This window comes from Enterobacter sp. NFIX59 (genome assembly GCF_900113755.1).
Taxonomy (GTDB): domain Bacteria; phylum Pseudomonadota; class Gammaproteobacteria; order Enterobacterales; family Enterobacteriaceae; genus Enterobacter; species Enterobacter pseudoroggenkampii.
The window spans coordinates 458,197-482,499 of the sequence record NZ_FOQN01000002.1 but is presented as its reverse complement, the minus strand read 5'-3'; the positions used below and the strand labels follow the sequence as shown (position 1 = coordinate 482,499).

Here is a 24,303-nt window from a genome sequence, read left to right as displayed (position 1 = left end):
GCTATACAGGAAGCCGTAAGAATGCAGGTAATTAGAGAAAACACGTACTTTTTCAACGAACTACCTCAAGCGTACGATCTGACGAAAGAATTATTTTAGAGCGAATGTGAGGTCCCATGATAATGCAGCCCTCTGATGCAAAACCAGGAATGGCTGGTGCCTTTTTCTCACCATGGATGCGAAACAGCGATCGCCCATAGCTCTCACCAGAGGTTTGTTTGAGGTTAATTGTCATTGGCCCCCTTGAGGATGTATGGCCTCCTATGCGATACGTTCCGCGTGGTAATGGTCCCATCCCCTTAACGTGCTGACGGTCTGGATTATTTTTGTTTGTCAGGTTTCCGGAATACCCTGTGCCAATAAGTTTACCTTTATGCCACAGTTCACCGGTACTTTGGTAGTAGGTCCATGCCATGAGCTATTCCCCTTATGCCGCGCTGCGTTCTTTCCAGCTATCGGAATGGACAATGTTACCGTCCAGATATTTCCATGTTATTTTTTCATATGTCATTTCTATGGCTTCCATATGATCATAATGTGTGAAGTCGGGATCCTTCACATCTTCCATATAAGGCACAATGCAGGTAATACGTGCATTTTCCATAAAAATATTAAAATATTCTTCTTCCTGCCCTGCGTGGTTGATTCGATAAATTTTTAGCTCAGCAGATTTAAGAACACTCCCCGTACTAACGATCTGATAAAGGTAAGGACTTGAGACGTCTTGCGCTTTTGTAAAAACAAAGGGAGAATGTTGGCGTGTGGCTGTTATTTTTCCGGAGTAATCATCTGTAGGTATCTCTACGCCGTGTGACAGTCCGGTTATTTCAATGCTACCTTCGCGTCTATGTACATCAACGCTACCTTTTAACTGTTTCCCTTCTTCGCTGTAAAGCCAGAGATAAACTGGTATAGCCATTCTGGTTAACTCCATTTATTTAATTAATTTCTCTGACCTTACTCCTTCATGATTTTTCTGTTTGTAATATTTCGTGTCACTACAGTTACATGCATTCATTGGTTGAATGAAGTAATAAAAAATATAATTTAAAAACATATATTTTTTTATGAGTGTTATAAGCCTGATTAAACAAGAACAGAGAAGCGAATTATACGGACATATAATTCGCTTCTCTGTATCGGTTTATCTTGCGGCAGATCCACAGCCACGAGGGGGGGATGAAACATCCTCAGCTTACTTCGCTATAGATCCCCACCACACGCCCTACCGTTTTAATCTCGTCGATACCGCACTCAAACGGAACCTTGCCGCCCGCCACGTGAAGTTTTTTACCCGGCAGCAGCGTCAGGTCGCGGATGCTGGCGGTGCCTTCAATCTCAACCAGCCACAGGCCGTCGGTTAACGATGCGTCTTTTTCGATAAAGTGCAGCTTCCCCTCCGCCCGGACGGCGATGCCGCGCGCCAGCGGTTTGCTAAAGAAAGCAGAGTCTATACTCAAAATGGAATTTTCTTCCAGTCTCCCGTCACTGAGTGTGAATGTCGAAACTGAAACGGGATCGCCCGGCACGGGGTGACCTTCAAACTGCGCCCCTTGGCCGGTCATCAGCCAGCGAAGGCTGGCGCCGGTGTCCAGCGCGCACTGAACCGCAAAGTCGTAAGAGACGGTACCGCGCGCGTAGCGGTTCTGAAGCGAGCTGGCGGCGATATTAAAGTGCCGGGCCAGCTGGATTTTCTGCGTGAAACCATATACCTGACAGATTCTATCGAGTAACTCTTCATTATTCACTTGAGAATCTAAGATCAAAATATATTCCTTTGGGTGTTTACTAATACTCAATTGGGTATTAATATCATTGCAAATTCGGGCAATCAGCGGCAGACGTTGGCAAACAGAGGCTAATGATTGCAGACAGTATCAAAATGGGAATCATGCAGCATGGCTTCTGAAATCGCAATCATCAAACGGTGGAAAAAACCGTGCTGTACCCGTTTTCAGCACATTAGCGTGCGTGAATTTATGCGAGGGGTGATATGGCGATAGAAGCTGCCCGTGCAAGGGTTCCACTTAGCGTGGGAGCGCGTCTTAACGGGCTTAACCACGTCGCTGAACTGCGCGCCCGATACGGGAGCGATAGCGGAAAAGAGCTGGCGCGGTTTATGGCCGAGCTGCGCGATAAGCGCGATCCCTGTTTTGAGGAGAACTGCAGGGCGCTGGCCGCCCTCTTTTTCCTTGCGAGATTACCCGTCGCCCGTCATGAGTGCGATATCAGCGAGCTGACGACCGAAGAGAAACGGGCGCTGATTAACGCCATGAACCATTTTCGTGCTGTTGTGAGTTTATTTCCTGAACGGCTGACCATGCCGATATAACCCAACCCAAAAACTAATGGCGTAAACCCGCCGGGCATCCTTTTGCCTGAATTTAAGGAGAACGCGTGATGCGAAACAGTGAAAACCGCCCTTATCCGATCGGAAGTGAAGAACTGAAACGCCTGCTGGCAGAGGCAAAAACGGAGGAACGATGCGCGCGAGCCCTCGCGGTCTCCCTGCGCCTGGAGGCGCTGGCGAGCCATATCTACAAAACCGGTATGAGCGGAGAGGACGTTGCCGAACTGCTGTGCCACGAGGCGGCCCGCTACGAGCGTGAATCACAGGAGCTGCACTGATGGCCGATTTTATCGATCTTGCCCAGGCGCGCGAGCAGGAAGACAGAGAGCGCCACATTAATCGCGCCCGCAGACGACCCGCATCGCCTTCGCGTTTCCTCTGCGAGGACTGCGAGGCGCCGATACCGCAGGCGCGCCGTATGGCGGTGCCCGGTGTGGCCCTGTGCGTAACCTGCCAGGAGATCGCAGAGATGAAAAATAAACACGTCCGGGGAGGATGAGTTGGCGACGTCATTTGCTTATCCGTGGAATGCCCCACGGTCGGCCATTGCCAGCCCTTATCTCACCCATGCCCAACAGCAGCGCCGCGATCGCCTTTTCGCGGCGCTGAAGCAGGCAAGAATGGCTCTTTCACAGCAGCCTGACTGCGTGCGTTTTGAGGTCTGGCGCGCGGTTGACGCCCTCGAACAGCATCGTGGCAGCCCGCAGGCTAACGCCTTTTTGATCCGCTTCTGCAAAAGAATGTTACCTCGCCTGCGGCGGGTCTCTGAACGCTATGCCTGCGCAGGTTTGCATGAAGCAGTCTCCCGAGCCGTGTTTGACGGCCATTTCGATACCCAGCTTCTGCAGTACCTTGCCTCGCGAATGGTCGAACTGGTTGCCCGCTATAACCGTCTGCCGGATATGTCCCGCGCGGACATCGACCTGCTGGCCGCCGATATCGCCAGCTTTATTCGCGGCGAGCTGGCGAATATTAACGATGCTGAGATGGGCGAATACCAGACGCTGTACGTCTGGTATCAGCGCGCCGGACTGATCGCCCGCCAGTTCAACGTGTCGCCTCCGCACTGGGAGCGCGTGTCGAAGACGTGTTTCGACAAAGATGACGTTTCCGCGGCGGTGATCCGCATGTTTTCCGAGGCGTGGTGGCGCGGGCGTCTGCGTCGGGTCGCGGCTGCCTGGCGCGAGCATTTGCAGATTGCCCTCGGCAACGTCAGCAAAAAGAGAACGGCGTATGCGAGCAAACGCTGCGTGACCGAGTGGCGCGAGCAGAAGCGCCGCACCCGCGAATTTCTCAAGGGCATGGAGCTGGAAGATGAAGAGGGCAACCGCATTAGCCTGATTGAAAAATTCGATAGCTCGGTGGCCAACCCGGCGATACGACGCTGTGAACTGATGACCCGTATCCGCGGGTTTGAAAATATCTGTGAGGCGCTGGGCTATGTGGGCGAGTTCTATACCTTAACCGCGCCCGCGCAGTATCACGCGACGCTGAAATCAGGCTACCCCAACGCGAAGTGGAACGGGGCCAGTCCGGCGGATACGCAAGGCTACCTCACCCGACTGTGGGCGCGCATCCGCGCAAAGCTCCACCGTGATGGGATCCGTATTTTCGGTATCCGCGTTGCGGAACCCCATCACGACGGTACGCCCCACTGGCACATGCTGGTGTTTATGCGGCCGGAAGACGTCGAATGCGTTCGCCGGATTATAGGGGACTACGCCCGGGAGGAGGATGCCGCTGAGCTGCAGAGCGAAAGCGCCAGACAGGCTCGCTTTCACGCGGACGCGATCGATCCGCAGAAAGGCAGCGCTACCGGCTATATTGCCAAATACATCTCAAAGAATATCGACGGCTATGCGCTCGATGGCGAGACCGATAGCGAAAGCGGCGGGCTGCTGAAGGAGACGGCGTCCGCCGTGTCGGCCTGGGCGGGGCGCTGGCACATTCGCCAGTTTCAGTTTATCGGCGGCGCGCCGGTAACGGTCTACCGCGAGCTGCGACGTCTGGCGGATCCCGAGGCCGCGCGCGGTCTGAGCGTCGAGTTTGCCGCCGTCCATGAGGCTGCCGACGCCGGCGACTGGGCGGGATACGTTACTGCACAGGGCGGCCCGTTTGTGCGTCGCGATGATTTACAGGTGCGCACCCTGTATGAGCCGGGCGCCGGGTTTAACCAGTACGGCGAGGAAACGGTCCGCATCCGCGGCGTGTACGATTCTGCCGTTGGCGCGGGCAGCCCAATTATAACCCGACTCACGCAGTGGAAAATTGTGCCGAAGCGGGCCGCGGATCTTAAGGACGCACCTGTATCCTCTCGGAGTTCTGTCAATAACTGTACGCAGACCGATCTTTCTCAACCCCTCAGCAGGCGTGCGAGGCGGGCGTTAACCGAACGCATCAAATTCATCCGCCCTGGCGCGTCGTCGCCCATCGTCTTCGCGAGCGACCCGCAGAACGGGGTTCCGGAGAAAGTGATCGATGAGATACGGCTCGCCACCGGAATCGCCATCAGCCGCGGAGAGGCCCTGCATCTTATGGCGGGCGGCGTAAGCCGTTTTAACGACAAATGGTGCAGAGGCGCAGCTGACGGATCGCTCTTTCCGGCAGCGCGTTCTTATCAGCACAAGGCGCGGAAAATCCTTGAACGTATTGGCTATTTAACGGATCTCTTCGCTCAGAGAGCCCGCTAATCTCCATCCATATCATGTACATACCGTGAAGGGTTCTGATTTTTCGCTTCACTCTTTTTATGAATACGTGCTACTGTATGTTTATACAGTATCTCGTGGTGGAGGTTGTGTGGACAGAGAGTTGAACGAGCAGGTCATGATTGAACGCGTCGAGATGATTGCGCGACTGACGACAGAAGGAACATGTCAGGAAAGAGATCGTGAGATTGCCCTGAATTTGATTGCTGAGATTGCGCGGGGAAATTTAATCAAGAACAACGCATTTACCGTTGTTTTCTCAGCATCGCCTGTTCCGGAACGAATCAAAAAAGAGGGTAACGTTCGGGTGAACATTACGCTCGATAAAGATCAGCAGATTGGCCATGCCGTCGTTGAAGCCTTTCAGTGCGAACTGACCCGCAGAATACGATCCCTGTTTCCGTCATCGCGGGTGAGCGTGAAAATAGGATCGGTGACGGGAGTCGAGCTCCAGGGGCTTGAAGGAGAGGCCGATCGCGAAATGCTGGATAATATTCTCCGGGAAGTCTGGGAAGACGAGAGCTGGCGTTAGCCCAGCGTCATAGCCCGAACGTACACCCTCATTCAGATTTTGCGCTTTCGTCGACCCACGCTTCGCTGCTTGTGGACGGTCTGTTGTGTCCGAGATTGTCCATCCGTCAGCGATAGCGAAAAGACCGCCGGCCCGGGAAACTCTACAGTACCTGGTAACCGGATGTTGGGAGCGTCTGATGAAGATCTATGCAATGCAGGGGGACACGCTTGATGCCGTTTGCGCCCGCTATTATGGGCGCACGGTTGGCGTCGTAGAAGCCGTTCTGAAGGCCAATCCTGGCCTCGCGGAGTCAGGCGTTATTTTGCCTCACGGCACGCCGGTAGAGATGCCGGAGGTGAATAGCGCCCCCACCAAAGAATCCGTAAACCTATGGGACTGAGCCTGGAGAAAATCACCACGGTTATCGCCTACTGGCTGGCCGTGGCGCTGGCCTGGTTCGGGGCGATGTCTCCTGAAAAGGTTGCGCTGTACGTGGGGAGCCTTTGCGCCATTTTTACCGCGCTGACGAATTACTGGTTTAAGCGCAAAACCTGGCGCTACCTCCAGTCTCTGGGCCTCGATAAGAAGAGCATTCGTGAACTCAATCATTAAGCGTTGCAGCGTCGCCGGCGTGCTGGCCCTGGCGGTGCTGATGCCTGACTTTCGATTACTGAAAACCTCCCCGGAGGGGCTGGCGCTGATTGCCGATCTCGAAGGATGTCGCCTCTCGCCCTACCGGTGCAGCGCTGGCGTATGGACGTCAGGCATTGGCCACACGGCAAACGTCGTGCCGACGCGGGACATTACCGAGCGTGAGGCCGCGGTAAATCTGGTCGCTGATGTGCTCAACGTTGAGCGTCGTCTGGCGGCGTGCGCGCCGGTGGAGATGCCGCCGCGGGTCTACGACGCGCTGGTGAGTTTTTCCTTTAACGTCGGCGCAGGCGCCGCCTGCCGTTCGACTCTGGTCTCCTTTATCAAACGTAAACAGTGGTCGCAGGCGTGCGGGCAGCTTACCCGCTGGGTGTACGTCAACGGCGTCAAAAAAACCGGGCTGGAAAATCGCCGCGTCCGCGAGAAGGCCTGGTGCATGAAGGGGCTGCCATGAGAGTCCTCATGCTGATGCTGGCCGGACTGCTGGCGATCGCGCTGTGGCTTCGTCATGACAACCAGACCCTGTCCCGTTCTTTAGCCACGGCCAACCGGGTCGCCAGCGAGCAAAAAACGGCCCTCGCCACGCTTAACCATCAGCTGTCCCTGTCGCAGCGGATGGCCAGAGCAAATGAACACGCCCAGGTCAGGCTCCGTGAGGAGCTTGTTACTGCGGGCGAGGAGAGGGCAAGACGGGAAGCGACTATCGGGAGATTACTCAATGAAAATGAAGCGTTACGCCGCTGGTATACCGCTCAGTTGCCTGATGCTGTCCGCAGGTTGCACACCCGCACCGCCTGTGCCTCCGCAGCCCATTGTTTACAACGCCTGCCCGAAGGTGAGCCGCTGCCCGATGCCGGGAAGCGAACCCGCCACTAACGGCGATCTCAGCGCCGATATTCGCAGGCTTGAATACGCCCTTATCGCCTGCGCGCTGCAGGTTGAAACCATAAAAGACTGTCAGGATAAACTCGATGCACAAACTCAAGAGCCTGCGTCAGGCATTAATTGACGCGATCCCCCAGCTGAATGCCAACCCGGAGCGCCTGCAGATGTCGGTCGGAAGCGGCAATATAGACGCCCGACTTGCCTCCTCGCTCTCCTTTGAAAAGCGGTATGCGCTGAACGCGAAGGTCAGCGGTTTCACCGGCGACAGCGAGGGATTTTTTGTCCCGGTGCTGGCCTGGCTGCGGGAAAATCAGCCGGATATTTTTACCCTCGATGAAGGACGCAAAAACGGATACACCTTCACGATCGTCTTAAACGATGACGATACGATGGATATCACCATCAGCGTGCAATTGACCGAGCGCATTCTTGTCACTCAGGAGCAGGGCGCTCTGCACGCGACCTATTCCCCGGAGCCGCCGCTGCCGGAGCCCGTCACGCGTCCGAAGGCGTTGTACATCAACGGTGAGCTGGTCAGCCAGTGGGAGGACTAAGCTCCCTGCGCTGAAGGCCGCCAACCGCCTGTTGTCTGGACCGCTTGTTGTATCATCCCGCAGAAAACCCCGTCTCGTTGCTGCCGTTCCTCCTGAACGGCATTCTCTTCTCATGAATACATTAACTTCCATGAACGGTATCGCTCGCGCGATCCGCAACCTGATTCGTATCGGTGTTGTGACCGACGTTGACCTCAACAGAGGGCTTTGTCGTGTCCAGACCGGCGGGATGAAAACCACCTGGCTGAACTGGCTAACCTGTCGTGCGGGACGTTCGCGCGTGTGGTGGGCCCCTTCCGAGGGAGAGCAGGTGCTGCTGCTGGCCATCGGCGGTGAGCTGGATACCGCCTTTGTGCTGCCCGGCATTTTCTCGGACGACCATCCGGCACCGTCCGGGTCACCTGATGCGTTCCACGTCTCGTTTCCGGACGGCGCGGTGATCGAGTACGAACCCGGGCGCGGGGCGCTGACGGTTGCAGGCATTAAAACGGCCGACATTACCGCCTCTGAATCGCTGACCGCCACCGTGCCGGAGGTACGGGTGACGTCAACATCCCGCATCACGCTGGATACGCCTGAAGTGGTGTGTACCAACAGGTTAATTACCGCCTCGCTGGAAGTGCAGAAGGGTGGTGTGATGGCCGGAAATATTGAGCATTCCGGCGGTAAATTCACCTCCAACGGGGTGCAGGTGGACAACCACGCGCACGGCAGTGTGCAAAGCGGCGGAAGCTGGACTAAGGGGACACAATGACGGTGCGTTACAGGGGGATGAACAGGCAGACCGGGCTGAGCATTTCAGAGGCTGAACACATTCGGCAAAGCGTGCGCGACATCCTGGTCACGCCGATTGGTTCGCGGGTCATGCGGCGGGATTACGGCTCGCTGCTGGCGGAGATGATTGACAGGCCGCAGAGCCCGGCGCTGCGCCTGCAGATCATGGCCGCATGCTATTCCGCCATCCAGAAATGGGAGCCGCGGATAAGCCTGACGGCCATCACTTTCGAGCGTTCGGAGAACGACGGGACGTTGTATGTCGATATCACCGGCACGCGCCCGATCTCCGGACAATCCTTTTCTATCACCATTTCACTGAGTTAAACGCTATGGCTATTGTTGATCTGAGCCAGCTCGCCGCGCCTGATGTCGTGGAGGAGGTGGATTATGAAACGCTGTTGGCAGAACGAAAGGCCACCTTTGTGTCGCTCTATCCGGAAGAGGAGCGAGAGGCGATTGCACGGACGCTGACCCTGGAGTCAGAGCCGATTGTGAAGCTGCTGCAGGAGAACGCCTACCGGGAAGTTATCTGGCGCCAGCGGGTTAACGAGGCTGCACGGGCGGTCATGTTGGCCTACGCGGCGGGCAGCGATCTGGACCAGATTGGGGCAAACGCGAACCTTGCGCGTCTGACTATTACCCCTGCCGACGACACCACGTTACCGCCCACTCCGGCTGTGATGGAGTCCGATACCGACTTTCGTCTGCGCATCCAGCAGGCGCCGGAAGGGCTGAGCGTGGCCGGTTCGACGGGCGCGTATCAGTTCCATGGCCGCAGTGCAGATGGCCGGGTGGCAGACATTTCCGTCATTAGCCCACAGCCGGCAAACGTCACTGTCTCCGTGCTCTCCCGGGAGAATAACGGCATAGCGTCTGAGGAACTGCTCGCCGTTGTTCGCAATGCGCTGAACGATGAGGATGTCAGGCCCGTCGCCGACCGGGTGACCGTCCAGTCGGCCAACATTGTCGACTACAGCATTGAAGCATCGCTTTTCCTTTTTCCCGGCCCCGAAAGTGAACCGGTACTCAATGCGGCAAGAGCCCGGTTACAGGCCTACATCACGGCTCAGCATCGGCTGGGACGCGATATCCGCAAGTCCGCCATTTACGCGGCTCTTCATGTGGAAGGGGTGCAGCGGGTGGAACTGACCGCACCCGCGGCTGACATCGTGCTTGATGAAACGCAGGCCTCATGGTGCAGCCACTACAGCGTAATCGTGGGGGGAAACGATGAGTAATACACGCCTGTTACCGGTTGGCTCATCGGCGCTTGAGGTCGCTGCGGCGCGCGCCTGCGCGGACATCGAAAATACGCCGGTTCCGCTGCGCCATCTCTGGAGTGCGGATACCTGTCCGGCGAATTTGCTTCCCTGGCTGGCGTGGGCGTTTTCCGTTGACCGCTGGGATGAGAACTGGCCGGAGGCCACCAAACGGGAGGTGATCCGCGCCGCGTGGTTTATTCATGCCCACAAGGGAACGATAGGCGCTGTACGTCGCGTGGTGGAGCCGCTTGGCTATCTGATTAACGTTACCGAGTGGTGGCAAACCAACGATCCGCCCGGCACCTTCCGCCTTGATATCGGCGTACTGGATACGGGCATCACCGAGGAAATGTATTACGAAATGGAGAGGCTCATCGCCGATGCGAAGCCTGCCAGCCGCCACCTTATTGGCCTGAATATCATCCAGGACATACCGGGTTATCTCTATACCGGCGCCCTGAGCTATGACGGCGACATCATCACGGTTTATCCCGGATAAGTGAGAGCACTATGACAGTGAAATATAAAACGGTTATCACCAAAGCCGGTGCCGAAAAACTGGCTGCCGCGACCGTCCCGAACAAGAAGAAAGTGAATTTTACCACGATGGCCGTGGGTGATGGTGGGGGGACATTACCTGTTCCCGATGCCAGTCAGACGAAACTCGTCAATGAGGTTTGGCGTCATGAACTGAACAGAATCAGCCAGGACAACAAGAATCAAAATTATGTGATCGCGGAATTGCTCATCCCACCAGAAACTGGTGGTTTCTGGGTGCGAGAAATGGGACTCTATGACGACACCGGCACACTGATTGCTGTCGGTAACATGGCGGAAAGCTATAAGCCACTGCTGGCCGAGGGGTCAGGCCGAGCACAAACCGTGCGTATGGTGGTTATGGTGAGCAATATCGACTCGATCGAGCTTTCGATAGATACCTCACTGGTCATGGCAACCCAGGATTATGTCGACGATAAGCTCGCAGAGCATGAGGCGTCACGCAGGCATCCTGATGCCACGACTAAGGAAAAAGGGTTTACACAGCTCAGTAACGCAACCGACAGTGCGTCTGAGTTGCTCGCAGCAACGTCGAAAGCGGTCAAGGCGGCATATGATCTTGCAGCCGGAAAATATACGGCTCAGGACGCGACCACGGCGCAAAAGGGTATCGTTCAGCTCAGTAGCGCAACCGACAGCGCGTTTGAGTCTCTTGCGGCCACACCAAAGGCCGTGAAGGCGGTCAGCGATGATATTAAAACGCTGAAAAACAGCCTCGGCGATGCTGCTTTTAGGAATATAGCTGATAATGCTTCAGGGGCATTAATTCCAGTGGGATATAAGGGGAATTTTAAATCCGAATGTAACCACGGAGTGCTTGATTTTGCGACATACCCATTTGTTGTAGGGGAGTCATTGTTTATTGATGTGCGTGGATGCACTAACATCCCGCCGTTTCTGAATCAAGACTTTTATTATATTGAGGTTATTTGTGCGACTAGCCCGGCGCAGGGGGGAAGGGTTAACAGACCTTTAATTCAATTTGTAAGCTACACAAATTCGACGCAGGTTCTAGCCATTCGCGAAGATGATGGTACTAACATTGGATGGCGATATTTTAGCACTGTGCAATATGATTCTAGCGGTAAAACAGTTACGACGCCCGGTTCAATAAGAGCATTTAATGGCGCGACTGAGCTTTCTCAAAATGCAATCTTTATCCGTGGCGAAAACAATAAGCATCTTTGGTTCTTTAGAACTGATAATCAAGAGGCGGGACTTGTTTACGCTGGTGATGATAAAGTGCTTCGCTTGCGCGGTGGAGGTGGCCCGTCACTTAATATCTCTCCTGACGGAAGTGTTGTTGCAGGTGGTTACTTAGGTGCGCTCGCTGATATTCACTCAAATCGCAATATTAGCAGTGATGGATTTATTCAATCTGCTGCAGGGTTATATGACACTCCCGGTGTGCGCGTATATTCACCTAACAATCCGCCACCGAAACAGGACTTGAGCCCTTATGCAACAACCGCATGGGTTCAGGGAGGTTTTGCGACGCCTGCGTGGACTATAGCAAGCTTCCTTCAAGGAGGGCTCAGGCTTGCATCGGCGGGAGTTGCTACAAACGGCAATAATGATAATGAATTTGCATATGCACCAAATGGAACTGTAGTGACTGCTGTGCAGCAAAAAACGAATTACACAGCGGTACAATATCGCTCCCTTCAATATAACATCGGTGGAAACTGGTACACAGCGTGGGTGGCTTAATGACAATGCAATCAGGTGTATTCGAAAAATATAATCCGTTAGACAAATGGGGAGAGTATACTGCTGCGAAAGTGGCTAAACTTTCACAGGAGGAACTTGAGCTATATTATATTGCGAAATCTCCAGTTATGAATGTTATTTTTCTGAAAGATGAGAATGGCAATGACTGGTATCAGTGGCTAAAGAGACTTTCAAAAGAAACGCTTAAGATATCTTTTAATCCAGAATCAAAAGAAATTATTCACTTCTCTTACGATGCTAGCGCTATTTTTCCTATTAATCAGATTGTCGTGGAAGTTGAACCAGACAATGTGCCTGATGAATTTACTAATGCTGGAAATAATGCGCTAGGTGGCGCGTTTATTTTTGATGATGGGAAGGTAACCCTTGCTCCAGTGGAGCATCGGGTAGAAGCACAACGCAAAAAACTGGAACTGTTAAAACAGGCAAATAATGCGATTGCCATGCTTCAGGATGCGATTGAGCTGGATATGGCGACCGAGGAAGAAGCTGCGAAACTGCAGAAGTGGAAAAAATTCCGTGTGTTATTGAACCGCGTTGACGTGAGTAAACCGGACTGGCCTCCATTACCAGATACAGAGATATGAGTCAGCAAGATCGTGCCATTGCCTGACTAAACCCAAACCCTCCATCCGGAGGGTTTTTCGTTTGTTGTGTAATCCTTTCCCCAACCCCAATACGTCGCATCAATCACGCACTCCACAGACAATAGCCTCACCACTAAACGAAGGAGTTAACCGGATGGGCGACTATCACCACGGCGTGGAAGTTATCGAAATCAACGATGGCACCCGCACCATTTCCACCGTCTCGACGGCAATCATCGGTATGGTCTGTACGGCCAGCGATGCTGACGACAAGACATTTCCTTTAAACGAGCCCGTGCTCATTACCAACGTGCAAAATGCGATTGCGAAAGCCGGTAAGGCGGGGACGCTGTCCGCTTCTCTGCAGGCGATCGCTGACCAGTGTAAACCGGTTGTCGTTGTTGTTCGCGTGGCTGAAGGCACCGCTGAAACACCGGAAGAGGCGCGCAAGCAGACCGTTTCCAACATCATCGGTACCACCGATGAAAACGGTAAATATACCGGCCTGAAGGCGCTTCTGACTGCGAAAACGGTAACCGGCGTTAAGCCACGTATTCTCGGCGTCCCGGGGCTGGATTCTCAGGAAGTGGCGACCGCACTGGCCGCGATGTGCCAGAGCCTGCGCGCGTTCGGCTACGTCAGCGCATGGGGCTGTAAAACCATCTCTGACGCGATCAACTACCGCAAAAACTTCAGCCAGCGCGAGCTGATGGTTATCCATCCTGATTTTCTGGCATGGGATACCACCACGAACGCAACGACGACGGCCTGGGCAACCGCCCGCGCGCTTGGCCTGCGCGCCAAAATCGACCAGACAATCGGCTGGCATAAAACCCTGTCAAACGTTGGCGTCAACGGCGTTACGGGCGTAAGCGCCTCTGTCTCCTGGGATCTGCAGGAACAGGCTACCGATGCGAACCTGCTTAACCAGGCGGGCGTCACCACGCTGATTCGCAACGACGGCTTCAAATTCTGGGGTAACCGTACCTGCTCAGACGACCCGTTATTCGTCTTTGAAAACTACACCCGTACCGCGCAGGTGCTGGCCGATACCATGGCGGAAGCGCACGCGTGGGCGATGGATAAACCCATCACGCCAACGCTTATCCGCGACATCGTTTCCGGTATTAATGCCAAGTTCCGCGAGCTGAAAACCAACGGCTATATCGTCGACGGCTCCTGCTGGTATGACCCTGAGTCTAACGATGCATCAACCCTGAAAGCGGGGAAACTGTATATCGATTACGACTACACCCCTGTCCCGCCGCTGGAAAATCTGACCCTGCGCCAGCGCATCACCGATACCTATCTGGCAGACCTGTCAGATTCGGTTAATAGCTAAGGAGCTGCAGCATGGCGTTACCACGCAAACTTAAATACCTGAATATGTTCAACGATGGCCTGAGCTATATGGGCGTTGTTGAGTCTGTCACCTTACCTAAGCTTACCCGCAAGCTGGAGAAGTATCGCGGCGGCGGTATGCCGGGCTCGGTCTCTGTCGACCTCGGTCTGGACGATGATGCCCTGGCGCTGGAGTGGACCGTTGGCGGTCTGCCGGACGCCGCGCTGTGGGCGCAGTATGCCTCTCCGGGCGCGGACAGCGTGCCGCTGCGCTTTACCGGCTCTTATCAGCGCGATGATACCGGCGAAATCTCCGCCGTCGAAATCGTCATGCGCGGCCGTCATAAAGAGTTCGATGGCGGTGAAAACAAGCAGGGCGAGAGCGGCACCACCAAGATGTCCACCGAGTGCGCGTACTACCAGCTGACCATTGATGGCAAAGAGATCATCGAGATCGACATCATCAACATGGTGCTGAAAGTCGACGGCGTCGATCGTCTGGCAGAACACCGTAAGGCCATCGGCCTGTAACCCTTTAACCGGCCGGGATTACCGGCCGGTGAGTTAACTTTCTGAAGAGTAAAGAAATGGAAAATATCAACGAGACCGCCATGCACGAAAGTGAAAACCCACATATCGTCACGCTTGATAGCCCCGTTCAGCGCGGTGAGCAGAAAATTGAACAGGTGACGGTTTCTAAACCCAATGCGGGAACCCTGCGCGGGGTATCGCTGGCGTCGCTGGCGCAATCTGACGTCGATGCGCTGATTAAGGTGCTGCCGCGAATGACCTCTCCGGCCCTGACCGAGCATGAGGTTGCGCGCCTGGATGCCTGCGATCTGCTCTCTTTTGCAGGTAAGGTGATCGGTTTTTTGTCACCGGCTTCGGCTCGCTGAAATTTCCCGAAAATCTGTCGGTCGACGATCTGATGGCGGATATCGCGGTGATCTTTCACTGGCCGCCGTCAGAACTGTACTCCCTTAGCGTGACCGAACTCCTCTTATGGCGCGAAAAAGCGCTGCAGCGAAGCGGAAACCACCATGAGTAATAATGTCAGTCTTCAGGAGCTGCTTAAGGCAGTCGACCGGGCAACCCGACCGCTTAACGCTCTCCAGAACGCCAGCGTCACTCTCGCAAGCGATATCCACGATTCGCAGACGGCGTTGGGGGCGCTTGATGAGCAGGCGGGGCGTATTAACGGCTTCAGGAAAGCAAACGCCCAGCTCTCCGTGACGGAGCAGTCGCTTGCTCAGGCGAAACAGCAGGCAGCGGCGCTGGCGGTGCAGCTTAAAAACACGCAAAACCCTACCCAGGCACAGGCTGATGCGCTGTCCGCAGCCCGAAAATCGGCGGCCGACCTTAAGCTTGAGTACAACAGCTTACGCTATTCGGTACAGCGCCAGCGCACTGAACTCGCCCTGGCGGGAGTCAACACGCGTACGCTCTCGTCTGATGAGCGTCGTTTACGAACTCACATCAGCGAAAAAACGCAGCAGCTTAACCGACAGCGGGATGCGCTGGCCCGCGTCAACCAGCAGCAGGAGCGGCTGAGTACCGTTCAGAATCGCTATGAGTCAGGCAAACGCGTTACCGCGCGGGTGCGCCAGCTTGCGAATGCGGGTGTGGGCATGGCCAAAGCGGGCTTTGACCAGACGTCCCGGTTTATGGCGCCAGGCATCAGCGTTGAAAAGCAGATGTCGGCCATTCAGGCAAACCTTGGCCTGGCGAAGGGGGATTCCCGGCTTGAGGCGATTCGCCAGCAGGCGCGGGAGGTCAGTGCCAGGACCGGAGTACCTGCAGATACGGTCCTTCGGGCACAAACCGAACTGACTCGTTCAGGCTATGACGCCGATGGGCTGCTTGCGGCCACCGCGCCAACGGTCAACCTCAGCCTGGCGGGGAATGTCGACGCGGCTAAAGCGGCCGATATGATCGCCAGCACGCAGGCCGCGTATAGCCTGGCCGATGCGGATGCGGGACGCATCGCAGATGTGCTTACCCGCGGTTTTACCTCTTCGAATACCAGCCTCGCTGAGATGGTGGCGGCCGTCACCTCTGCAGCGCCCGCTGCGGATGCCGCCGGTATGGGGCTTGAAGAGACCACCGCGCTGCTGGGCGTTCTGGCGGAAAAAGGGATGAAAGGCGCCGCCGCCGGGGACGCGCTTAGCGCGATGTTGCGCCATGTTCAGACTCCGGATTCTATAAAAGCCTCGGGGGCGCTGGCTTCCGCCGCGGGTGATGGATCGCTTGATGAAAAACGCCAGCAGTTGCAAGGGGCGAAGGGCAGTACCGCGCTCGCGGCTTCCGTGCAGACCGATAATCTTGACGGCGATATCAACCGACTCCAGGCCGCGTGGAACGGGTTGAAGATTGATGTATTTGATAAAGCGGATGGCGCTCTGCGTAACCTGATAACAACCGCAACCGGCTGGCTTGGCACGGCCTCCCTTTGGGTGAATGCCAACCCTGAGCTGACGCAGACCCTCGCCAGCGTAGTTGTCGGCGCGCAGGCGTTTGCTGGCGTACTGGGTGGCGTAGGCACGGTTCTCGGCCCGGTTCTAACGGGCGTCAATATGGTTATCACCGCGGCCGGGATGTTAGGAACGGTATTCAGCGTGGTGGGCGGCGCCATCATGACGGTGCTGGGTGCCCTTAGCTGGCCGGTGATTGCCCTTGGCGCGGCGATTGCCGCCGGCGCCTTACTGATTTTCAAATACTGGGAGCCCATCAGCGCCTTCTTTGGCGGAGTGATGGAAGGGCTTTCAACGGCTTTCGCACCGCTGGGTGCGCTGTTCTCACCGGTGATGGCGGTATTTGACGCTATCTCGGAGAAGCTGGGCGGTATCTGGCAATGGTTCACCGACTTAATCACGCCGATCAAGGCGACGCAGGAAACGCTGGATGGCTGTAAAAACGCTGGCGTGATTTTTGGACAGGCGCTGGGTGATGCGTTAATGGCACCGCTTAATCTCTTTAACAGCCTGAGCGGCAAGGCCAGCTGGCTGCTGGAGAAACTCGGTCTTATCAAAAACGAGTCGGGTAATCTCGATGCCGCGGCGGAAAAAGCAGGCGCGACATCCTCTTCTGCGGGCAGTTCGTCCATTCCGGTGGCGGGGATCTCTGGCGTCGGCCTGGGGTATCAGCCAACCCTCGTGCCGGGAGGACGCTCTTACGTCGATCAGAGTAAAAGCGAATACAACATCACGCTGCAGGGGGGCACGGCTTCAGGAACGGATCTGACGCGTCAAATCCGGGAGACAATAGATAGCATTGAACAGGATAAAGCGAGACGGCAGCAAGCCAGCTTTATGTAAGGTTGAGGAGAGAGAAAATGTTAATGGTGCTGGGTCTGTTTGTCTTTGAACGACGAACCTTACCCTATCAGACAATGCAGTTTACAAAGGATTATCGCTGGGTGTCCAACAATCGGATCGGGAAACCTAAAGCCTGGCAGTACCTTGGCGAAGGCGAGACATCTTTTACCCTCTCCGGACTGCTTTACCCTGAGCTCACGGGAGGGCGGCTTTCCCTCAAGGCGGTTGAGCTGATGGCGAATGAGGGGCGGGCATGGCCGTTGATAGACGGTACCGGCATCATTCACGGCATGTTTATCATTGAAAAAGTCACGCATACGCATTCGGATTTTTACAGTGACGGTACCGCCCGAAAAATTAATTTTACGCTGGAACTGAAACGCGTGGACGAATCGCTGATGACGATGTTTGGCGATCTGAGAACCCAGGTCGAAGAGCTGGTGACGAGCGCACGTAATAGCATTGGAGGGCTGGTGGGATGATTACGGAAATGAATATCCGGGCGGGTGGGAAAATCGCCCCTGATTTTATGCTTAAGCTTGACGATCGCGATATCACACAAAATTTCAGCCATCGTCTTATCAGTCTGAGCATGATCGACAAACGTGGACTGGAAGCCGATCAGCTGGATATTCAACTGGATGATTCCGACGGGCTGTTAGACTTGCCGGCCCGGGGGGCAAAGCTCTCCTTATGGCTGGGATGGGAGGGAACCCCGCTCCAGCCGAAAGGGAACTTTACGATCGATACAATTGAATTTCGGGGCGCGCCGGACACGCTGACCATTCGGGGATGCAGCGCTGATTTTCGTGGAAAGCTAAACGTGCGGCGCGAACAGTCGTGGCATGACACGACGATCGGCGCGATAGTCAATACTATCGCTCAGCGTAACCAGTTAACTGCCAGCGTTGCGGCGGGACTTTCATCGATTGCTATTTCTCATATCGATCAGTCTCAGGAGACCGATGCTGCGTTTCTCACCCGCCTGGCCGAACGTAATGGTGCCTTTGTTTCAATCAAAGCCGGCAAGGTTATTTTTATGAAAGCGGGGCACGCCGTGACGGCCAGCGGCACGCCGATCCCCTTAATGATGATTGAGCGTGGGGACGGCGATAAGCACCTTTTTTACGTTGCCGATCGTGAAAACTATTCCGGCGTGACGGCCAAATGGCTGCAAACGCGCGACCCAAAACAGCAAAATACTCAATTGAGTATTAATCGTCTGCCTGAGGGGCAAGCGACAGAGGGGCTGCAGCACCCCGATGCCGCCGTGCCGATTGCAGAAACGGGAGGCAAGGAGCAGAAGCCGCAAGAGAGGCTGGTGGGATCGGCGGAAAACGTATTTGAGCTCACCACGGTGTATGCCTCTGAAGAGCAGGCTCTCAGGGCCGCAGAGGCGAAGTGGCGCGCGCTGCAGCGGGGTACCGTGAATTTCTCTATCCAACTGGCGCTGGGGCGAGCCGATCTGTACCCCGAAACGCCGGTATTGGTAAACGGTTTTAAACGCGTTATTGACGAGCAGGCGTGGATCATCCGCGAGGTGGTGCATACCCTCAACGATAGCGGATTTACCACGCAGCTTAAGCTTGAACTGAATGCCACTGACGAAAAATTTACTGTTGATAGTGAGTAATACAGTTGCTATTGGTTTTATTTTGGGTATTATTGATTCACAAAATGTGAATCAAGTGGAGGGGTACATGTTTCATTGTCCTAAGTGCAAGCACTCTGCGCATGCGCGTACCAGTCGCTATCTAAGTGAAAATACCAAAGAGCGCTATCACCAGTGCACCAATGTGGACTGCAGCTGTACGTTCGTGACGATGGAGTCCGTGGAGCGCCTGATTGCGACCCCCGGTGTTTCTGAACGTGTCCAGACGGCTTCGCTGAACCAGGGTTAGTGGCTGCGTCACCGGCTCAAAAAAGCCAATAAAAAAGCCACTCAATCGAGTGGCTTAATCATATGATTCTACTGCTAAAATTTGGTGGCCCCTGCTGGACTTGAACCAGCGACCAAGCGATTATGAGTCGCCTGCTCTAACCACTGAGCTAAGGGGCCGTGGCGGTGAATTATAAAGTAACTCCCCGCAGCAATCCAGCCATTCACACCTGCCTGCTGTTTTTATAAACAACGCATAATCAATCCTTTATACTTCCCTGACGATGTATCGAGCGGGAGTAAAGATGATCAACGATATTCTGGCCCCTGGCCTGCGGGTGGTGTTCTGCGGAATTAACCCGGGCAAGTCCTCGGCGCACACCGGTTTTCACTTCGCCCATCCGGGGAATCGCTTCTGGAAGGTGATCTACCAGGCCGGGTTTACCGACAGGTTACTCAAGCCCGAAGAGGAGCAGCATCTGCTGGACACGCGCTGCGGGATCACCATGCTGGTCGAGCGGCCGACGGTGCAGGCGAGTGAGGTCAACCTGCATGAACTGCGCAGCGGCGGGCGGGAGCTGATCAAGAAGATAGAGGATTATCAGCCGGCCGCGCTGGCGATCCTCGGCAAGCAGGCCTACGAGCAGGCGTTTAGCCAGCGCGGGGCTAAGTGGGGTAAGCAGAGCATCATGATTGGCGTGACGCAGGTGTGGGTGCTGCCAAATCCAAGCGGGCTCAACAGAGCGACGCTGGATAAGCTGGTAGAGGCGTATCGGGAGCTGGATGAGGCGCTGATGGTGCGGGGGCTGTAATCCTCTGCGGCCTGATGCCCTCACCCTGGCCCTCTCCCACAGGGAGAGGGAATAAACAAAAAAAAAGCTCCCGATTGGGAGCTTTTTCACGGTCAGGACAGGTTAGTCGTCCAGGAAGCTACGCAGCACTTCAGAGCGGCTTGGGTGACGCAGCTTACGCAGCGCCTTCGCTTCGATCTGACGGATACGTTCGCGGGTAACGTCGAACTGTTTACCCACTTCTTCCAGCGTGTGGTCGGTGTTCATATCAATACCGAAACGCATACGCAGGACTTTCGCTTCACGGGCGGTCAGGCCAGCCAGCACGTCGTGCGTTGCGGCACGCAGGCTCTCGGTGGTTGCAGAGTCCAGCGGCAGCTCGAGGGTGGTATCCTCGATGAAATCACCCAGATGCGAATCTTCATCATCACCGATTGGTGTTTCCATGGAGATTGGCTCTTTGGCGATCTTCAGCACTTTACGGATCTTGTCTTCCGGCATCAGCATGCGCTCGGCCAGCTCTTCCGGCGTCGGCTCGCGGCCCATCTCCTGCAGCATCTGGCGGGAAATACGGTTGAGCTTGTTGATGGTCTCAATCATATGCACCGGAATACGGATGGTGCGCGCCTGATCCGCGATGGAGCGGGTGATCGCCTGACGGATCCACCAGGTTGCGTAGGTGGAGAACTTGTAACCACGACGGTATTCAAACTTATCTACCGCTTTCATCAGACCGATGTTGCCTTCCTGAATCAGATCCAGGAACTGCAGACCGCGGTTGGTGTATTTCTTGGCGATAGAGATAACCAGACGCAAGTTCGCTTCAACCATCTCTTTCTTCGCACGGCGGGCTTTCGCTTCACCGATGGACATACGGCGGTTGATGTCTTTAACCTGCTCGATGGTCAGGCCGGTCTCTTCTTCAATCTGATGCAGTTTCTGCAGGCCGCGATGCACATCGTCCTTCACGTCGTGCAGTTTTTCAGACCATGGCTTGTTCATCGCGATAGCCGCGTTGAACCAGGTTTCGCTGGTTTCGTTGCCGGTGAAGAGGGTGATGAAGTTCTTCTTCGGCATTTTGCACTGCTCAACACACAGCTTCATGATGATGCGTTCCTGGGTACGTACGCGATCCATCATCACGCGCATGCTGTTTACCAGGTAGTCGAACTGTTTTGGCACCAGGCGGAACTGTTTGAAGACTTCAGACAGTTTCAGGATCTCTTCCTGTGCGGCAGCATGGCTGCGGCCTTTCGCTTTGATGGTGTCACGCGTCACTTCGTACTGGGTACGCAGCTCGGCAAACTTCTCGCGCGCCAGCTCCGGGTCGATGCTGTTGTCATCATCCGCGGTGTCGTCGTCGCTCTCTTCCTCATCTTCGTCTTCGTCATCATCCATCTCTTCCTGAGACAGTTCAGAACCGACGTGAGTGGCGGTAGGCGCCATATCTTCTTCAGCGTTCGGGTCGACAAAACCGGTGATCAGGTCAGACAGGCGCGCTTCTTCCGCTTCAACGCGATCGTACTGCTCCAGCAGATAGGTAATCGCTTCAGGGTACTCGGCAACAGAGCACTGAACCTGGTTGATCCCGTCTTCGATGCGTTTTGCGATGTCAATTTCGCCTTCGCGGGTCAACAGTTCAACGGTACCCATTTCGCGCATGTACATGCGGACCGGGTCAGTGGTACGCCCGATTTCAGATTCCACGCTGGACAGTACCTGTGCAGCAGCTTCTTCCGCATCTTCGTCAGTGTTGTTGGAGGTTTCAGCCAGCAACAGATCATCGGCATCCGGTGCTTCTTCCATCACCTGAATGCCCATGTCATTGATCATTTGGATGATGTCTTCGATTTGATCTGAATCGACGATATCTTCCGGCAGATGGTCATTGACCTCGGCATAGGTCAGATAGCCTTGCTCCTTACCACGTTGGACAAGAAGTTTCAGCTGTGACTGCGGGTTTTGCTCCATAAGACGGTATCCACACTTAATTCGTTTGATTGGTGTCGGCGATGGGGCTGCCAACCTTTAAAGCGAGGGCGTACTTATATTTTTGCCGCTGCCTCTCAGTGCGGCTGCCGGGGGCTTCCCGATCGATATTCGGCACTTAAGCCGTTAAATTTTTTATTTCTTCGCCAGTTCCTGGTTAATCATCCAGAGCTCCCGGCGTTCTTCGCTGCTTAAACCGTGTGTGCGCTCGCGAGCTATCAACTCTTCCTGGCGCAGCTCAAGCATCGAATCAAACATATGGTTGAGTGAGTCGGTGAACGTTTTTTCTGCAATGTCCTTATCTGCTATATCGTCCCACATCGACAATTTTTCAAGGGTAGCGGCCTCTTTTGTGCCGCGATAATGTTCTAAAAGTTGTCCGGTGGTCAGACCTGGCTGAGACAAACACGTGTTGACCAGTTCTGAAAATAAGCCAAGTCCGGGCAATTTTTCGTGGTTCAAACCCGCCAGCGACGGCACCTGTGGCGCCAGTTCGGGGTTTTGCACCAATAACCCTATCAGTATACGCATGGTTGTGCGTTTTAGCTGAGGCGCGGGGCGAACCGCGCCGTTTTCAGCCTGTTTAGGCATTAAACGTTCAAGCTGGCTGTCATCCAGAATGCCGAGCTTGTTGCCTAACTCCTGACGCAGGTAAATGCGCAGCGTTTCGCCGGGCACCTGGCTGATTAACGGCAGCGCCAGCGTGCTGAGCTGCGCGCGCCCGTCAGGGGTACTCAAATCGACCTGCGGCATCAGGCTGTTAAACAAAAACGTGGAGAGCGGCTGAGCCTGCTCCATCCGCGCTTCAAACGCCGCTTTGCCCTCTTTACGCACCAGCGTATCCGGGTCTTCACCGTCGGGCAGGAACATAAAGCGCAGCTGACGCCCGTCGGTCATATAGGGTAGCGCGGTTTCCAGCGCGCGCCAGGCGGCGTCGCGTCCGGCGCGGTCTCCGTCGTAACAACAAATCACGTTGTTGGTCACGCGGAACAGCAGCTGAATGTGATCCGCTGTCGTGGACGTTCCTAACGACGCCACCGCGTAGTTGATGTCGTACTGCGCCAGCGCAACGACGTCCATATAGCCTTCGACGACCAGAAGACGCGGAGGTTCCGCGTTATCCTGCTGCGCCTCATAAAGACCGTAAAGCTGGCGGCCTTTATGGAAAATATCGGTTTCCGGGGAGTTGAGGTACTTCGGCAGGGCATCACCCAGCACGCGACCACCAAAACCAATTACCCGGCCTCGCTTGTCGCGGATTGGGAACATCACCCGTTCGCGGAAGCGGTCGTAGCTTCGTCCCTGGTCGTTGGTGACCAGCATGCCTGCATCGATGAGAGATTTACGATCTTCGCTATTGCCGCCAAAACGCTTTAACACGTTGTCCCAGCCGGGCGGGGCGTAGCCAATAGCGAAACGCGCAATGACATCGTCGCTCAGTCCGCGCTTGTTCAGATACTGACGCGCAGGCTCAGCCGCAGAGTGCTTAAGAGACTGTTGGTAAAACGAATTCAGGCCATCCATCAGTTGATACAGCGTTTGCCGTTGATGGCGCTCGATCTGACTTGGCCCACTGCCTGCTTCATACGGCACTTCAAGGTTATGCATCGCCGCCAGCTCTTCGACGGTTTCAACGAACTCGAGCTTGTCGTAGTTCATTAAAAAATCAACGGCATTACCGTGAGCACCACAGCCGAAGCAATGGTAAAACTGCTTTTCACCGTTTACGGTGAAGGAGGGGGTTTTTTCGTTATGGAACGGACAGCACGCATGGTAATTCTTGCCCTGCTTTTTCAGCTTTACCCGCGCGTCGATGAGATCGACGATGTCGGTTCTGGCGAGCAGGTCATTGATGAAAACGCGTGGGATTCTTCCGGCCATATGCCCCAAAATTTAAGCGACTTATAAACGAAAACAAGCCGCGCATTCCTTCCGGAAGCACGGCCTTACGACTATTACTCTGTCTGTCAATTGAGGGCTGAGGCCCTCAACCAATTAGTACAGACGAGTACGGCGTGCGTTTTCGCGAGCCAGTTTCTTCGCGTGACGTTTCACAGCGGAAGCTTTAGCGCGCTTACGTTCGGTCGTTGGTTTTTCATAAAACTCACGACGACGAACTTCAGCCAGAACACCTGCTTTCTCGCATGAACGTTTGAAGCGACGCAGTGCTACGTCGAACGGCTCGTTTTCACGTACTTTAATTACCGGCATGTAACTCTCACCTTTAATAAATTCGGTTTGCCGCTGGCATCAACGCCAGCTTATTTCAAAATGGTGCGGAATTTTACTGCAAATGCTGCTGCTTTGTAAAGCACCGATGCGATTTTGAAAGGGACTTTAATAAGGGTGAGGAGTATACACGAGCCTTCTTCCTGGGGCGAACAAAGTTTTACATCAACCCGCCCAGGCTCT

Annotated in this window: 31 protein-coding genes, 1 tRNA gene and 1 pseudogene; 26 read left to right on the top strand and 7 right to left on the bottom strand. The window is 54.9% G+C overall.

Annotated features, from left to right (window positions below):
* Nucleotides 1-52: 52 nt before the first annotated feature.
* The 3 genes from BM007_RS11140 to BM007_RS11130 all read right to left on the bottom strand — a co-directional run bounded on the left by BM007_RS11140 (nt 53) and on the right by BM007_RS11130 (nt 1,766).
* Nucleotides 53-415 (bottom strand): tlde1 domain-containing protein, encoded by a 363-nt coding sequence (locus BM007_RS11140; protein WP_071994439.1) that lies wholly within the window; start codon nt 413-415, stop codon nt 53-55.
* A 12-nt stretch (nt 416-427) separates the two neighbouring features.
* Nucleotides 428-919: a type VI secretion system tube protein TssD gene (tssD, locus tag BM007_RS11135; protein WP_090418947.1), complete on the bottom strand. Its 492-nt coding sequence runs from the start codon at nt 917-919 to the stop codon at nt 428-430.
* 271 nt (nt 920-1,190) lie between these two features.
* The gene (locus tag BM007_RS11130; protein ID WP_024906433.1) at nt 1,191-1,766 is read right to left on the bottom strand and encodes a phage repressor protein CI; all 576 of its coding nucleotides are present in this window, start codon (nt 1,764-1,766) and stop codon (nt 1,191-1,193) included.
* 227 nt (nt 1,767-1,993) lie between these two features.
* On the opposite strand from BM007_RS11130, the gene BM007_RS11125 reads away from it, so the two are divergent.
* The 25 genes from BM007_RS11125 to BM007_RS11005 all read left to right on the top strand — a co-directional run bounded on the left by BM007_RS11125 (nt 1,994) and on the right by BM007_RS11005 (nt 19,133).
* On the top strand, nt 1,994-2,332 hold the full coding sequence (locus tag BM007_RS11125) for a DUF5347 domain-containing protein (protein WP_024906434.1): 339 nt from the start codon (nt 1,994-1,996) through the stop codon (nt 2,330-2,332).
* Between the two features lie 68 nt (nt 2,333-2,400).
* Entirely contained in the window at nt 2,401-2,628 is a 228-nt protein-coding gene (locus BM007_RS11120) for a DUF2732 family protein (RefSeq protein ID WP_023309252.1), read from the top strand.
* Nucleotides 2,628-2,849: a TraR/DksA family transcriptional regulator gene (locus BM007_RS11115; RefSeq protein ID WP_090418773.1), complete on the top strand. Its 222-nt coding sequence runs from the start codon at nt 2,628-2,630 to the stop codon at nt 2,847-2,849. The genes BM007_RS11120 and BM007_RS11115 overlap by 1 nt, the downstream gene beginning before the upstream one ends.
* A gap of 1 nt (nt 2,850) precedes the next feature.
* Nucleotides 2,851-5,040 (top strand): replication endonuclease, encoded by a 2,190-nt coding sequence (locus BM007_RS11110; RefSeq protein ID WP_090418770.1) that lies wholly within the window; start codon nt 2,851-2,853, stop codon nt 5,038-5,040.
* 109 nt (nt 5,041-5,149) lie between these two features.
* Nucleotides 5,150-5,590 (top strand): DinI-like family protein, encoded by a 441-nt coding sequence (locus tag BM007_RS11105; protein ID WP_024906437.1) that lies wholly within the window; start codon nt 5,150-5,152, stop codon nt 5,588-5,590.
* A 178-nt stretch (nt 5,591-5,768) separates the two neighbouring features.
* Nucleotides 5,769-5,972 carry a tail protein X gene (locus BM007_RS11100; RefSeq protein WP_061716452.1) on the top strand — a complete coding sequence of 68 codons (204 nt, stop codon included), beginning with the start codon at nt 5,769-5,771 and terminating at the stop codon, nt 5,970-5,972.
* Nucleotides 5,963-6,184: a phage holin family protein gene (locus BM007_RS11095; protein WP_023309247.1), complete on the top strand. Its 222-nt coding sequence runs from the start codon at nt 5,963-5,965 to the stop codon at nt 6,182-6,184. Before BM007_RS11100 ends, BM007_RS11095 begins: the two co-directional genes overlap by 10 nt.
* A complete protein-coding gene (locus BM007_RS11090) occupies nt 6,168-6,677 on the top strand; it encodes a lysozyme (protein WP_090418767.1) in 510 nt (169 codons plus the stop codon). Before BM007_RS11095 ends, BM007_RS11090 begins: the two co-directional genes overlap by 17 nt.
* The gene (lysB, locus tag BM007_RS23430) at nt 6,674-7,099 is read left to right on the top strand and encodes an Rz-like lysis system protein LysB (protein WP_090418764.1); all 426 of its coding nucleotides are present in this window, start codon (nt 6,674-6,676) and stop codon (nt 7,097-7,099) included. Before BM007_RS11090 ends, lysB begins: the two co-directional genes overlap by 4 nt.
* The gene (gene lysC / locus BM007_RS23270; protein WP_230581841.1) at nt 6,987-7,232 is read left to right on the top strand and encodes an Rz1-like lysis system protein LysC; all 246 of its coding nucleotides are present in this window, start codon (nt 6,987-6,989) and stop codon (nt 7,230-7,232) included. Before lysB ends, lysC begins: the two co-directional genes overlap by 113 nt.
* Nucleotides 7,195-7,662: a phage tail protein gene (locus tag BM007_RS11075; RefSeq protein WP_048990835.1), complete on the top strand. Its 468-nt coding sequence runs from the start codon at nt 7,195-7,197 to the stop codon at nt 7,660-7,662. The genes lysC and BM007_RS11075 overlap by 38 nt, the downstream gene beginning before the upstream one ends.
* Nucleotides 7,663-7,774: 112 nt before the next feature.
* Nucleotides 7,775-8,416 carry a phage baseplate assembly protein V gene (locus BM007_RS11070; RefSeq protein WP_032645069.1) on the top strand — a complete coding sequence of 214 codons (642 nt, stop codon included), beginning with the start codon at nt 7,775-7,777 and terminating at the stop codon, nt 8,414-8,416.
* A complete protein-coding gene (locus tag BM007_RS11065) occupies nt 8,413-8,763 on the top strand; it encodes a GPW/gp25 family protein (RefSeq protein WP_090418761.1) in 351 nt (116 codons plus the stop codon). Before BM007_RS11070 ends, BM007_RS11065 begins: the two co-directional genes overlap by 4 nt.
* A gap of 5 nt (nt 8,764-8,768) precedes the next feature.
* Nucleotides 8,769-9,677, top strand: a complete 909-nt coding sequence (locus tag BM007_RS11060) for a baseplate assembly protein (RefSeq protein ID WP_090418758.1) — start codon at nt 8,769-8,771, stop codon at nt 9,675-9,677.
* Entirely contained in the window at nt 9,670-10,200 is a 531-nt protein-coding gene (locus tag BM007_RS11055; RefSeq protein WP_090418755.1) for a phage tail protein I, read from the top strand. Before BM007_RS11060 ends, BM007_RS11055 begins: the two co-directional genes overlap by 8 nt.
* Nucleotides 10,201-10,211: 11 nt before the next feature.
* Nucleotides 10,212-11,969: a phage tail protein gene (locus BM007_RS23425; protein ID WP_244319931.1), complete on the top strand. Its 1,758-nt coding sequence runs from the start codon at nt 10,212-10,214 to the stop codon at nt 11,967-11,969.
* Nucleotides 11,969-12,577, top strand: coding sequence for a tail fiber assembly protein (locus tag BM007_RS11045; RefSeq protein WP_254780648.1), 609 nt, complete (start codon nt 11,969-11,971; stop codon nt 12,575-12,577). Before BM007_RS23425 ends, BM007_RS11045 begins: the two co-directional genes overlap by 1 nt.
* A gap of 154 nt (nt 12,578-12,731) precedes the next feature.
* Nucleotides 12,732-13,919 carry a phage tail sheath protein gene (locus BM007_RS11040; protein WP_090418752.1) on the top strand — a complete coding sequence of 396 codons (1,188 nt, stop codon included), beginning with the start codon at nt 12,732-12,734 and terminating at the stop codon, nt 13,917-13,919.
* An 11-nt stretch (nt 13,920-13,930) separates the two neighbouring features.
* Complete coding sequence (locus tag BM007_RS11035; protein ID WP_023309235.1) at nt 13,931-14,449, top strand: phage major tail tube protein; 519 nt, start codon at nt 13,931-13,933, stop codon at nt 14,447-14,449.
* Between the two features lie 56 nt (nt 14,450-14,505).
* Nucleotides 14,506-14,814, top strand: coding sequence for a phage tail assembly protein (locus tag BM007_RS11030; RefSeq protein ID WP_024906448.1), 309 nt, complete (start codon nt 14,506-14,508; stop codon nt 14,812-14,814).
* A 32-nt stretch (nt 14,815-14,846) separates the two neighbouring features.
* The gene (locus BM007_RS11025) at nt 14,847-14,966 is read left to right on the top strand and encodes a GpE family phage tail protein (RefSeq protein WP_023616176.1); all 120 of its coding nucleotides are present in this window, start codon (nt 14,847-14,849) and stop codon (nt 14,964-14,966) included.
* On the top strand, nt 14,959-17,232 hold the full coding sequence (locus BM007_RS11020; RefSeq protein WP_090418750.1) for a phage tail tape measure protein: 2,274 nt from the start codon (nt 14,959-14,961) through the stop codon (nt 17,230-17,232). The genes BM007_RS11025 and BM007_RS11020 overlap by 8 nt, the downstream gene beginning before the upstream one ends.
* A gap of 17 nt (nt 17,233-17,249) precedes the next feature.
* On the top strand, nt 17,250-17,714 hold the full coding sequence (locus BM007_RS11015; RefSeq protein WP_090418747.1) for a phage tail protein: 465 nt from the start codon (nt 17,250-17,252) through the stop codon (nt 17,712-17,714).
* Nucleotides 17,711-18,865, top strand: coding sequence for a phage late control D family protein (locus BM007_RS11010; RefSeq protein WP_090418744.1), 1,155 nt, complete (start codon nt 17,711-17,713; stop codon nt 18,863-18,865). The genes BM007_RS11015 and BM007_RS11010 overlap by 4 nt, the downstream gene beginning before the upstream one ends.
* Before the next feature lie 67 nt (nt 18,866-18,932).
* Complete coding sequence (locus tag BM007_RS11005; protein WP_032650280.1) at nt 18,933-19,133, top strand: ogr/Delta-like zinc finger family protein; 201 nt, start codon at nt 18,933-18,935, stop codon at nt 19,131-19,133.
* An 82-nt stretch (nt 19,134-19,215) separates the two neighbouring features.
* On the opposite strand, the gene BM007_RS11000 is transcribed toward BM007_RS11005, so the two are convergent.
* Nucleotides 19,216-19,291: transfer RNA gene (locus BM007_RS11000), tRNA-Ile, on the bottom strand.
* Nucleotides 19,292-19,416: 125 nt separating this feature from the next.
* Between BM007_RS11000 and mug the strand changes: the two genes are divergently transcribed.
* The gene (mug, locus tag BM007_RS10995) at nt 19,417-19,923 is read left to right on the top strand and encodes a G/U mismatch-specific DNA glycosylase (RefSeq protein WP_024906471.1); all 507 of its coding nucleotides are present in this window, start codon (nt 19,417-19,419) and stop codon (nt 19,921-19,923) included.
* Nucleotides 19,924-20,025: 102 nt separating this feature from the next.
* Here the strand turns inward: mug and rpoD are convergent, their stop codons facing one another.
* From rpoD to rpsU, 3 genes and pseudogenes are all read right to left on the bottom strand, one after another.
* On the bottom strand, nt 20,026-21,873 hold the full coding sequence (rpoD, locus tag BM007_RS10990; RefSeq protein ID WP_023309228.1) for an RNA polymerase sigma factor RpoD: 1,848 nt from the start codon (nt 21,871-21,873) through the stop codon (nt 20,026-20,028).
* A 95-nt stretch (nt 21,874-21,968) separates the two neighbouring features.
* Nucleotides 21,969-23,772, bottom strand: a pseudogene (dnaG, locus tag BM007_RS10980) (DNA primase).
* 114 nt (nt 23,773-23,886) lie between these two features.
* Nucleotides 23,887-24,102 (bottom strand): 30S ribosomal protein S21, encoded by a 216-nt coding sequence (rpsU, locus tag BM007_RS10975; protein WP_001144069.1) that lies wholly within the window; start codon nt 24,100-24,102, stop codon nt 23,887-23,889.
* Nucleotides 24,103-24,303: the final 201 nt, after the last annotated feature.